This window comes from Poseidonibacter sp., from assembly GCF_041821165.1.
In the GTDB taxonomy this organism is placed as follows: Bacteria; Campylobacterota; Campylobacteria; order Campylobacterales; family Arcobacteraceae; genus Poseidonibacter.
This window is the reverse complement of record NZ_JBGUES010000074.1, coordinates 1-10,324: the sequence shown is the minus strand read 5'-3', so window position 1 is coordinate 10,324 and position 10,324 is coordinate 1. Positions and strand designations below refer to the sequence as shown.

The following is a 10,324-nucleotide window of genomic DNA, read 5'->3' as shown; positions in this document are numbered from 1 at the left end:
GTAAGACTAACTCTGGAAGACATCCTGTTACTCCATGGGGTATGCCAACTAAAGGTTATAAAACTAGAAAGAAAAAAGCTAGTGATAAACTAATCATTTCAAGAAAAAAGAAGTAAGGGTTTAAGATGTCAAGATCAATAAAAAAAGGTCCATTCGTAGACGCACATCTATTGAAAAAAGTTATCAAAGCTAATGAAGCAAATGATAAAAAACCAATTAAAACTTGGTCAAGAAGATCAACTGTTTTACCAGATATGATTGGATTAACTTTTACAGTGCATAATGGAAGAAACTTCGTTCCTGTGAACATTACAGAGAACCACGTTGGATATAAATTAGGTGAATTTGCACCAACTAGAACATTTAAGGGCCATAAAGGTTCTGTTCAAAGAAAGGCGTAATAGATGGCTAGAGCAATATTAAGATATATTAGACTTTCTCCAAACAAAGCAAGATTAATTGCTAGAGAAGTTCAAGGGATGAACGCTGAGTTTGCAATCGCATCTTTAGAGTTTACACCAAACAAAGCTGCTGGAATCATTTCTAAAGTTATCGCATCTGCTGTTGCAAATGCAGGTTTAGAACCAGAAAATGCAGTAATCGTTTCAGCAAGAGTTGATAAAGGTTCTGTTCTTAAGAGATTTACTCCAAGAGCAAGAGGTTCTGCTTCACCTAAGCATAAACCAACTGCACATATTATGATTGAAGTAGCTGCTGCTGAAAAAGGAGACAAGTAATGGGTCAAAAAGTTAATCCAATAGGTTTAAGACTTGGAATTAATAGAAACTGGGAATCAAGATGGTTTCCTAAATTTTCTACTATGCCTGCTAACGTTGCTGAAGATGATAGAATCAGAAAGTTCGTTAAAAAAGAATTATACTACGCTGGTGTAGCTTCAACTATTGTAGAAAGAACTGCTAAAAAAATTAGAGTAACTATCGTTGCTGCAAGACCTGGTATCGTTATCGGTAAAAAAGGTGCAGACGTAGAAAAACTTAAATTAAATCTTTCTAAATTAGTTGGAAAAGAAATTGCTGTAAATATTAAAGAAGAGAGAAAACCACAATTATCTGGTCAACTTTCAGCTGAAAATGTTGCACAACAATTAGAAAGAAGAGTTGCATTTAGAAGAGCTATGAAAAGAGTTATGCAAAATGCACTTAAAGGTGGAGCTAAAGGTATTAAAGTTTCTGTTTCTGGTAGACTTGGTGGAGCTGAAATGGCTAGAACTGAGTGGTACTTAGAAGGTAGAGTTCCTTTACATACTTTAAGAGCTAGAATTGATTATGGTTTCGCTGAAGCTCACACTACTTATGGTTGTGTTGGTATTAAAGTTTGGATCTTCAAAGGTGAGGTACTTGCTAAAGGTATTCCAGCTGAAAAAACTGAAGAAGACAAACCTAAAAGAAGACCACAAAAGAGAAGAGGTAAATAATCATGTTAATGCCTAAAAGAACTAAATACAGAAAAATGATGAAGGGACGAAATCGAGGTAAAGCTTTCAGAGGTAACTCTTTAGCATACGGTGATATCGGACTTAAAGCTGTAGAACATGGTAGAATTGATTCTAGACAAATTGAAGCTTCAAGAGTTGCAATGACTAGAAAAGTTAAGAGACAAGCTAAAGTTTGGATTATGGTATTCCCTGACAAACCACTTACTGCAAAACCATTAGAAACAAGAATGGGTAAAGGTAAAGGTTCTGTTGATAAATGGGTTATGAATATCAAGCCAGGTAGAATTTGTTTTGAAATGGCTGGTGTAAGTGAAGAACTAGCTAGAGAAGCTTTAACATTAGCAATGCACAAATTACCATTTAAAACAAAAATTGTAACAAAAGATAGCGAAAATGAACTATACTGATTTAAAAGATAAAAACTTGACTGAGCTTCAAGTGTTATTAAAAGAGAAAAAGGTGCTTCTTTTTGAATTAAAAGCTAAGCTAAAAACTATGCAGTTAACTAATACTTCTGAATTAAGAGTAGCTAAAAAAGATATCGCTAAGATTCAAACAGCTATGACTGCATTAAAAGCTAACTAAGGATCCATGAAATGACACATAAAAGAGAGATTCAAGGTGAAGTAGTTAAGATATCTGGAGACAAAACTGCATCAGTACTAGTTACTAGATCAGTTATGCACCCAAAATATCATAAAACTGTAAAAAGATTTAAAAAATATTTAGTTCATGACGAAAGAAATGAATTAAAATTAGGTGATAAAGTTATCGCTGTTGAGTGTAGACCATTATCAAAAACTAAATCTTTCAGATTAAAGACTATTGTAGCTACAGGAGTTAATTAATGATTCAAAGTTTTACAAGATTAAACGTAGCTGATAACACTGGTGCTAAACAGATCATGTGTATCAAAGTTCTTGGTGGTTCTAAGAGAAGATACGCAACTGTTGGTGACGTTATCGTTGCTTCAGTTAAGAAAGCATTACCAACTGGTAAAGTTAAAAAAGGTCAAGTTGTTAAAGCAGTAGTTGTTAGAACACATAAAGAAGTTCAAAGAGAAAATGGTTCATTAATCAGATTCGATGATAATGCAGCTGTAATTTTAGATGCAAAAAAAGATCCAATAGGAACTAGAATCTTTGGACCAGTTGCTAGAGAAGTTAGATATTCAGGTTTCATGAAAATCGTTTCACTTGCACCGGAGGTATTATAATATGGCAATTAAATTAAAAATCAAAAAAGGTGATACTGTAAAAATTATCGCTGGAGATGATAAAGGTAAAACTGGTGAAGTTTTACAAGTATTACCTTCTAAAAATAAAGTAATCGTAAAAGATTGCAAAGTAGCTAAAAAAACTGTTAAACCTGATCAAGAAAAAAACCCAGAGGGTGGATTCGTTAACAAAGAGATGCCAATTGATATCTCTAATGTAACAAAAGTAGAAGGTGAATAAGATGGCAGCTAGATTATTAGAAAGATACAAATCAGAAATCAAACCAGTTTTAGAAACTGAGTTTGCTAAAAACAAGATGTTAACAGCTAAGTTAGACAAAGTTGTTATCTCTGTTGGTGCTGGTGAAGCTATGAAAGATAGCAAATTAATGCAAAACATTCAAGATACAATCTCTTTAATCGCTGGTCAAAAAGCGGTTCAAATTATTGCTAAAAAATCAGTTGCTGGTTTTAAAGTAAGAGAAGGTTCTCCTGTTGGTGTTAAAGTTACTTTAAGAGGTGAACAAATGTACACTTTCTTAGACAAACTTTGCACAATTGCATTACCAAGAGTTAAGGATTTTAGAGGTCTTAACAAAAATGGTTTTGATGGTAGAGGTAACTTTAACTTTGGACTTGATGAACAATTAATGTTCCCAGAAGTTGAGTATGATAATATCATTAAAACACATGGTATGAACATTTCAGTTTCTACTACTGCTGATAATGATGCTGAAGCATTTAGATTATTAGAGTTAGTGGGAATTCCATTCACAAAAGGAAGAGCGTAATGGCAAAGAAATCTATGATCGCAAAACAACAAAGAACACCAAAGTTTAGCTCAAGAGCTTACACTAGATGTTCTGTTTGTGGTAGACCACACTCTGTTTACAGAGATTTTGGTTTATGTAGAATTTGTTTAAGAAAAATGGCTAACGAAGGTTTATTACCTGGTGTTAGAAAAGCTAGTTGGTAGAAGGAATTAAGCTATGATGAATGATATAATCGCAGATGCTTTAACAAGAATTAGAAATGCTGCAATGAGAAAATTAGATGTTGCAACATTATTACACTCTAACACTGTTGTAGGTGTTTTAAACGTATTACAACAAAAAGAGTATATTACTGGATTCAAAGTTATTGACGGTCAAAATAATAAAAAAACAATTCAAGTTGAATTAAAATATAACGATAATGATGTTTCAGTAATTAATGAAATTAAAAGAGTTTCTAAACCAGGAAGAAGAGTTTATAAAAACGCTTCTGAAATTAAAAACTTTAAAAACGGATATGGTACAATCATTGTTTCTACAAACAAAGGTGTTATCGCTAACGATGAAGCTTTCGCTGCAAACGTTGGTGGTGAAGTACTATGTACTGTTTGGTAGGAGAGTGTAATGTCTAGAATTGGAAAAAAACCTATCGCTATTCCTGCTGGAATTGAAGTATCTGTAAATGGTACTGTTATTGATGTAAAAAAAGGGAACAAAACTTCTTCTGTTGAAACACACGGAAGAGTTACTGTTGAAATCGCTGATAACAATGTTGTTATAGAAAGAGTTGGAGATACTAAAGAATCTTCTGCTTTCTGGGGAACATATAGAGCTTTATTAAATAATGCTATTGATGGTTTAGATAAAGGTTTTTCAAAATCTTTAGAAATCAATGGTGTTGGTTACAGAGCTGCTGTTAAAGGTAATGTTTTAGAACTACAATTAGGTTATTCACACCCAATTAATTTCGAAATCGAAGAAGGTTTAGAAATTACTGTTGAGAAAAACTTAGTTCACGTTAAAGGTGCTGACAAACAACAAGTTGGTCAAGCGGCTGCAATTATTAGAGGCTTTAGAAAACCAGAACCGTACAAAGGTAAAGGTGTTAAGTATACTGACGAGGTTATCGTTAGAAAAGCCGGAAAAACTGCTAAGTAAGGTATGAACTATGAGTAGAGCAAAAGATTTAGCAAAGAAAAATTCTTTAAGAATTAAGAGAAAAAGAAGAGTTAGAGGTTCAATTTTTGGTACAGATAATAAGCCAAGAGTTTCAATTTTCAAATCTAATAAATATTTAAGCGCACAAGCAATCAACGACGTTGATGGTGTTACTTTAGCAGCAGTTAGTTCTCAAGCATTAGGATTAAGAGTTAATAAAGAAAACGCAATCAAAGTTGCAGCACAATTCGCTGAAGCTTTAAAAGCAGCTGGTATTGAAACAGTAGTATTTGATAGAAATGGTTACCTTTATCATGGTGTTATTGCAGCATTCGCTGATGCACTAAGAGATAACGGTATCAAATTATAAGGGTTAATGATGGCAGTTAATAGAGAAGACTTTGAAGAAGCAATCGTTAAAATTGGTAGAGTAACAAAAGTTGTTAAGGGTGGTAGAAGATTTAGATTTACTGCTCTTGTTGTTGTTGGTGATAAACAAGGTACTGTTGGATTTGGAACTGGTAAAGCAAAAGAGGTTCCTGATGCTATTAAAAAAGGTTTAGATGACGCATTTAAATCTTTAGTAAAAGTAAATATCAAAGGTACAACTATTAATCACGATATTGAACATAAGTATAATGCAAGTAAAATCTTACTTAAGCCTGCATCTGAAGGTACAGGACTTATAGCTGGTGGAGCTGCAAGACCTGTTCTTGAGCTTGCTGGAATTAAAGATATTATTGCAAAATCTTTAGGTTCTAACAATCCAAATAACTTAGTACAAGCTACAGTTGAAGCTTTAGCTAGAATTAAAGGATAATTAATGGCATTAAATAATTTATCACCAGCTGCTGGTAGTACAAAAAATGTTAAAAGAGTAGGAAGAGGTCAAGGTTCAGGAATGGGTAAGACTTCTTCTAGAGGTCAAAAAGGTCAAAAGTCTAGATCAGGGTACTCTGCAAAGAGACACTTTGAAGGTGGACAAATGCCAATTCAAAAGAGAATGCCAAAAATTGGTTTCTTCTCAAGAGTTGCAAAACCTTATTCTATTAACGTAGATAAAATTAAACAAGTGGCAGCACTTGAAGAAATTACAGTTGAGACAATCAAATCTGTATACAAATTATCTAAATCTGTAACAAAAGTTAAATTAATTGGTTTAACTGCAAAAGATTTAGTTGCTAAGATTAAAGACGAAAACGTAACTACAACTGGCAACTAAAATGAGTAAAGATCTAATAAATAAGATTCTTATAACATTAGGTTTTATTTTTATCTACAGGTTACTGGCATACGTGCCAGTTCCTGGAGTTAATATAGACGTTGTTAAAGAATTCTTCGACTCAAATGCTAACAATGCATTAGGTCTTGTTAATATGTTTAGTGGTAACGCAGTTGAAAGACTGTCTATTATATCACTAGGAATTATGCCTTACATCACAGCTTCTATTATTATGGAATTATTAGCAGCTACTTTCCCCGCACTTGGTAAAATGAAAAAAGAACGAGATGGTATGCAAAAATATATGCAAATCATTAGATATACAACTATTGTTATTACTTTAATTCAATCTGTTGGTGTTTCAATGGGTCTTAATTCATTAACTGGTCAAAGCGGTCAAGGTGCTATTTCTATTGACATGGATACATTTATAGCTGTTTCTTCAATTTCGATGTTAACTGGTACTATGCTTCTTATGTGGATTGGTGAACAAATCACACAAAAAGGTATTGGTAACGGTATCTCACTAATTATTTTCGCTGGTATTGTTTCTGCAATTCCAAGTGCAATTGGTGGAACTATTGATTTAGTTAACAATGGACAAATGAGTTTCTTAACTGTAATTGCGATTATTGTAATAATCTTAGCTACTGTTGGAGCAATCATTTATGTTGAATTAGGTGAAAGAAGAGTTCCTGTTTCATATTCAAGAAAAGTAATGATGCAGAATCAAAATAAAAGAGTTATGAATTACATTCCTATTAAGGTTAACTTAGCAGGTGTTATTCCAGCAATTTTTGCTTCAGCAATTTTAATGTTTCCTGCTACTATTTTACAAGGTTCTCAAAATGAGTACTTACTTGTAGTTGCAGATTACTTAAGCCCAACTTCATATACTTTTAATTTATTTATGTTTTTATTTGTAGTTTTCTTTGCATTCTTCTATGCATCTATCACATTTAATGCGAAAGATATTTCAGAAAACTTAAAAAAACAAGGCGGATTTATTCCAGGTGTAAGACCAGGAGCAAGTACAGCTGAGTTTTTAAATGAAACAGCAAGTAGATTAACATTCTGGGGTGCTATTTACTTAGGTTTAATTTCTACTGTTCCTTGGTTACTTGTAAAAGCTATGGGAGTACCATTCTACTTTGGTGGAGTTGCTGTACTTATCGTTGTACAAGTTGCTATTGATACTATGAGAAAAATCGAAGCACAACAATATATGAATAAATACGAAACACTTAGTGCGGTTGGTCTTTAAAAATGGCCATTCCATTAAGAAAAACAAATGAAATTGAAAAACTTCGTACTGCAAATATTGCAGTTGCGAAGACTTTAAATCATTTAGCACAAAACGTAAAAGCTGGCATGACTTTAAAAGAAGTTGATGCAATGGGGGAAGAGTTTTTAAATAAATTAAATGCTCGACCTTCTTTCAAAGGTTTATACGGATTTCCTAATGCTATTTGTACTTCGTTAAATGAAGTAATAATTCATGGTATTCCATCAGATGTAGTTTTAAAAGAAGGAGATATCTTAGGTATCGACATTGGAACTGAAATCGATGGTTGGTATGGTGATGCTGCTATAACGATGCCTATTGGAAAAATATCAAAAGAAGATGAAGAATTAATTGCTTGTGCAAAAGATGCTTTATATCATGCTATTGATATTATTGAAGATGGTATGAGATTTAAAGAGCTTTCTAAAGCTATAGAAGACTTTATTGTTAGTAGAGGTTTTCAACCACTAGTAAGATTTTGTGGTCATGGTATTGGAAAAAAACCTCACGATGAACCAGAGATACCAAATTATATTGGAAATGGTAATGTTAAATCAGGACCAAAAATTAAAAACGGTATGGTTTTTTGTTTAGAACCAATGATTTGTCAAAAGAAAAGAGAACCTGTTATTTTAGATAATAATTGGGATGTCGTTTCAGAAGATGGATTAAGAGGTAGTCATTACGAGCATACAGTTGCTGTAGTAAATGGAAAAGCTGTTATTTTAAGTACAGTAGAATAGGGAGAATAAATTGGCAAAAGATGATGTAATAGTAATTGATGGAAAAGTAATAGAAGCTTTACCAAATGCTATGTTTAGAGTTGAATTGGATAATGGTCATGTTGTTTTATGTCATATCTCAGGTAAAATGAGAATGCACTATATTAAAATATTACCAAATGACAAAGTTAGAGTTGAAATTACACCTTACTCTTTAGATAAAGGTAGAATTACTCATAGATACAAGTAATTGTATCTTAAAATAAATAAGGATTTTTTCCTTATTTATTTTCTTCATAAAATTTAATATTCTTTTTTAAAATTATGTAATGTACAAGAAATATTTATGTACAATTTACTATGACAAAAATTACTCAAAAAAAACTTCTTAATCATTTAAATTTTCTTCAATCTATAGGTTTTTCATATCATTCAAATATTGAACTTTCATCTAATGATATAAAAAATTTAAAGTTACCTGATAATTTAGCATCTTTAAAATCTAATGTTGAACATTGTCACTTATGTGAATTATCAAAATGTAGAAAAAATGTTCTATTTGGTTTTGGTAATGAAAATAGTAAAATTATGTTTATAAATGATGAACCATCATCAGCAGAAGATGAATTAGGCTTTTATTATGCTGGTAAAAGTGGTGAATTATTAGCAAAAATGATTGAAAATGTACTAAATATAAAAAAAGAAGAAGTTTATATAACAAATTTAGTTAAGTGTAAAAGTTCAAATACTTTAAATAAATCAAATGTTGATTCATGTAATGACTATTTATTAAAACAAATAGAACTTGTAAATCCTAGTTTAATTATTACATTAGGTGAAAAAACTTATTCTTATTTATTTGATAATAATCAAAACTTTTCTCTTATTAGAGGAAAAGAGACTTTATTTAATTCAATAAAAGTTATTCCTACTTTTTCACCAAGTTTTTTATTAAGAAACCCTTCTTCAAAAAAAGATGCATATTATGATATGCTAAAAATTAAAAATATTCTGGAGTCTATAAATTGAAACATCTATTATCGTTATTATTAATTTCTTTTGTATTTATTGGTTGTGCTGTTAAAGAAAATGAAGTAAGTATTAAAATACCAAGTAATGAAAAACTTGTTGTTCATAAAAATGTTGATGAAAATAGTATTAATGAAACTATTGAAGTAATTGATGAGTTTAATATTGTTGAACAAGATACTTTTATTTCTGGTTTAAAACCTAGTATTAAAATTGCATTTGTTTATCCTTCTAAAATTATTGGTAAATACGCAAACTCTTCTGTAAATACAATCTTAGGATATTTAGCTTTTCAAAGAGTTGCTTATGAAATAAAGGTTTTTGATACACAAGATGAGAATATAGAGAATATTCAAAAAACTTTTGATGATATAAAAGATCAAGATTTTACAAAAGTTATTGCGCTATTTACTCCAAATATATCTGAAAATTTAAATGATTTTGATGTTGATGATTTAAATATTTATTTGCCTTTAATTAATAAAAGTGAAACAAATAGTTTTTCAAGCAATTATGTTTTTGGTTCAATTTCATATGATAAACAAATACAAAAACTTTTAGATTATTCTAATACTAAAAACATTATGTTTTATCAAGAGTCATTTATTGGACATAAATTAAAAAATTTATATGAATTAATTATTCCAAATATTACTATGACTAGGGCTATTAAAAGTGAAAGAAATTATTTTAAAAATATAATTGATGACCAAAGATTAATGAATTCTACGCTATTTTTAAATACAAATATTGTTCAAACATCAATAATTTTATCTCAACTTACAGTTTATGAAATTGTGCCAAAAGTTACTTTATCTACTCAATTAAACTATAATCCATTACTTATTTCTTTAACTCAAGAAAATGATAGAAATAATTTTGTTGTTGCTAATTCTATTGATAAAGTTGATGATAAACTTGAAGATAAAATTTCTACTTATAATGCTGATATTGTATACAATTGGGTTGATTATTCTACTTTAGTTGGAGTTAATTATTTATATAATGAAAATGCGGATAATCTAATCCAAACTAAAATTATTGACAATGAAGTTATTTATGAACCAAAATTATTTATAAGTACTGATTTTGGATTTTTAGAAATTAAGTAAGATTTGGATAAAATCGCGGATATTTATATTTATGGAGTTTGAATTGAGAACACATTATTGTACAGACGTACGTGAAAAAAACATCGGTGAAACTGTTACTGTTGCTGGTTGGGTAAACAGTAGACGTGACCATGGTGGAATTATATTTATTGATTTAAGAGATAAAGGTGGATTAGTTCAATTAGTTGCAGATCCAGCTATTTTACCAATTGCTGAAACAGTAAGAGATGAATTTGTTTTAGTTGCAACTGGAACTGTAAGAGCTAGAGGTGAGGGATTAGAAAATCCTAACTTAGTTACTGGAAATATTGAGATTGTTTTAACTGAATTAGTTATTGAAAACAAATCTAA

The 10,324-nt window shown here is 30.6% G+C and carries 21 protein-coding genes and 1 pseudogene; all 22 read left to right on the top strand.

Annotated features, from left to right (window positions below; genetic code table 11):
• Nucleotides 1–116, top strand: a pseudogene (locus tag ACERKK_RS07365) (50S ribosomal protein L2); the annotation flags it as partial.
• A 9-nt stretch (nucleotides 117–125) separates the two neighbouring features.
• Entirely contained in the window at nucleotides 126–401 is a 276-nt protein-coding gene (rpsS, locus tag ACERKK_RS07360) for a 30S ribosomal protein S19 (RefSeq protein ID WP_373772434.1), read from the top strand.
• 3 nt (nucleotides 402–404) lie between these two features.
• Nucleotides 405–737, top strand: coding sequence for a 50S ribosomal protein L22 (rplV, locus tag ACERKK_RS07355; protein ID WP_373772433.1), 333 nt, complete (start codon nucleotides 405–407; stop codon nucleotides 735–737).
• Complete coding sequence (gene rpsC / locus ACERKK_RS07350) at nucleotides 737–1,435, top strand: 30S ribosomal protein S3 (protein WP_373772432.1); 699 nt, start codon at nucleotides 737–739, stop codon at nucleotides 1,433–1,435. The genes rplV and rpsC overlap by 1 nt, the downstream gene beginning before the upstream one ends.
• Nucleotides 1,436–1,437: 2 nt before the next feature.
• Complete coding sequence (gene rplP, locus ACERKK_RS07345) at nucleotides 1,438–1,863, top strand: 50S ribosomal protein L16 (RefSeq protein ID WP_373772431.1); 426 nt, start codon at nucleotides 1,438–1,440, stop codon at nucleotides 1,861–1,863.
• The gene (gene rpmC / locus ACERKK_RS07340) at nucleotides 1,850–2,041 is read left to right on the top strand and encodes a 50S ribosomal protein L29 (RefSeq protein ID WP_373772430.1); all 192 of its coding nucleotides are present in this window, start codon (nucleotides 1,850–1,852) and stop codon (nucleotides 2,039–2,041) included. Before rplP ends, rpmC begins: the two co-directional genes overlap by 14 nt.
• 11 nt (nucleotides 2,042–2,052) lie before the next feature.
• Nucleotides 2,053–2,304, top strand: coding sequence for a 30S ribosomal protein S17 (gene rpsQ, locus ACERKK_RS07335; protein ID WP_373772429.1), 252 nt, complete (start codon nucleotides 2,053–2,055; stop codon nucleotides 2,302–2,304).
• Nucleotides 2,304–2,672, top strand: coding sequence for a 50S ribosomal protein L14 (gene rplN / locus ACERKK_RS07330; RefSeq protein WP_076084974.1), 369 nt, complete (start codon nucleotides 2,304–2,306; stop codon nucleotides 2,670–2,672). Before rpsQ ends, rplN begins: the two co-directional genes overlap by 1 nt.
• Nucleotide 2,673: 1 nt before the next feature.
• Entirely contained in the window at nucleotides 2,674–2,913 is a 240-nt protein-coding gene (gene rplX / locus ACERKK_RS07325; RefSeq protein WP_373772428.1) for a 50S ribosomal protein L24, read from the top strand.
• Between the two features lies 1 nt (nucleotide 2,914).
• A complete protein-coding gene (gene rplE / locus ACERKK_RS07320) occupies nucleotides 2,915–3,463 on the top strand; it encodes a 50S ribosomal protein L5 (protein ID WP_373772427.1) in 549 nt (182 codons plus the stop codon).
• Nucleotides 3,463–3,648, top strand: a complete 186-nt coding sequence (locus ACERKK_RS07315; RefSeq protein ID WP_121627065.1) for a type Z 30S ribosomal protein S14 — start codon at nucleotides 3,463–3,465, stop codon at nucleotides 3,646–3,648. Before rplE ends, ACERKK_RS07315 begins: the two co-directional genes overlap by 1 nt.
• A 13-nt stretch (nucleotides 3,649–3,661) precedes the next feature.
• Nucleotides 3,662–4,060 carry a 30S ribosomal protein S8 gene (gene rpsH / locus ACERKK_RS07310; protein ID WP_373772426.1) on the top strand — a complete coding sequence of 133 codons (399 nt, stop codon included), beginning with the start codon at nucleotides 3,662–3,664 and terminating at the stop codon, nucleotides 4,058–4,060.
• Nucleotides 4,061–4,069: 9 nt separating this feature from the next.
• Nucleotides 4,070–4,603: a 50S ribosomal protein L6 gene (rplF, locus tag ACERKK_RS07305; RefSeq protein ID WP_373772425.1), complete on the top strand. Its 534-nt coding sequence runs from the start codon at nucleotides 4,070–4,072 to the stop codon at nucleotides 4,601–4,603.
• Between the two features lie 10 nt (nucleotides 4,604–4,613).
• Nucleotides 4,614–4,973 (top strand): 50S ribosomal protein L18, encoded by a 360-nt coding sequence (rplR, locus tag ACERKK_RS07300; protein WP_373772424.1) that lies wholly within the window; start codon nucleotides 4,614–4,616, stop codon nucleotides 4,971–4,973.
• A gap of 9 nt (nucleotides 4,974–4,982) precedes the next feature.
• Entirely contained in the window at nucleotides 4,983–5,423 is a 441-nt protein-coding gene (rpsE, locus tag ACERKK_RS07295) for a 30S ribosomal protein S5 (protein WP_373772423.1), read from the top strand.
• Between the two features lie 3 nt (nucleotides 5,424–5,426).
• Nucleotides 5,427–5,825, top strand: coding sequence for a 50S ribosomal protein L15 (gene rplO / locus ACERKK_RS07290; RefSeq protein ID WP_373772422.1), 399 nt, complete (start codon nucleotides 5,427–5,429; stop codon nucleotides 5,823–5,825).
• A gap of 1 nt (nucleotide 5,826) precedes the next feature.
• The gene (secY, locus tag ACERKK_RS07285) at nucleotides 5,827–7,089 is read left to right on the top strand and encodes a preprotein translocase subunit SecY (RefSeq protein ID WP_373772421.1); all 1,263 of its coding nucleotides are present in this window, start codon (nucleotides 5,827–5,829) and stop codon (nucleotides 7,087–7,089) included.
• Nucleotides 7,090–7,091: 2 nt separating this feature from the next.
• The gene (gene map / locus ACERKK_RS07280) at nucleotides 7,092–7,853 is read left to right on the top strand and encodes a type I methionyl aminopeptidase (RefSeq protein ID WP_373772420.1); all 762 of its coding nucleotides are present in this window, start codon (nucleotides 7,092–7,094) and stop codon (nucleotides 7,851–7,853) included.
• Between the two features lie 10 nt (nucleotides 7,854–7,863).
• Nucleotides 7,864–8,082, top strand: coding sequence for a translation initiation factor IF-1 (gene infA / locus ACERKK_RS07275; RefSeq protein ID WP_373772419.1), 219 nt, complete (start codon nucleotides 7,864–7,866; stop codon nucleotides 8,080–8,082).
• Nucleotides 8,083–8,192: 110 nt separating this feature from the next.
• Entirely contained in the window at nucleotides 8,193–8,861 is a 669-nt protein-coding gene (locus tag ACERKK_RS07270) for a uracil-DNA glycosylase (RefSeq protein ID WP_373772418.1), read from the top strand.
• Complete coding sequence (locus ACERKK_RS07265) at nucleotides 8,858–9,973, top strand: hypothetical protein (protein ID WP_373772417.1); 1,116 nt, start codon at nucleotides 8,858–8,860, stop codon at nucleotides 9,971–9,973. Before ACERKK_RS07270 ends, ACERKK_RS07265 begins: the two co-directional genes overlap by 4 nt.
• A 43-nt stretch (nucleotides 9,974–10,016) precedes the next feature.
• Nucleotides 10,017–10,324: OB-fold nucleic acid binding domain-containing protein (locus ACERKK_RS07260; RefSeq protein ID WP_373772416.1), on the top strand; the 308-nt coding region annotated here is incomplete at its 3' end.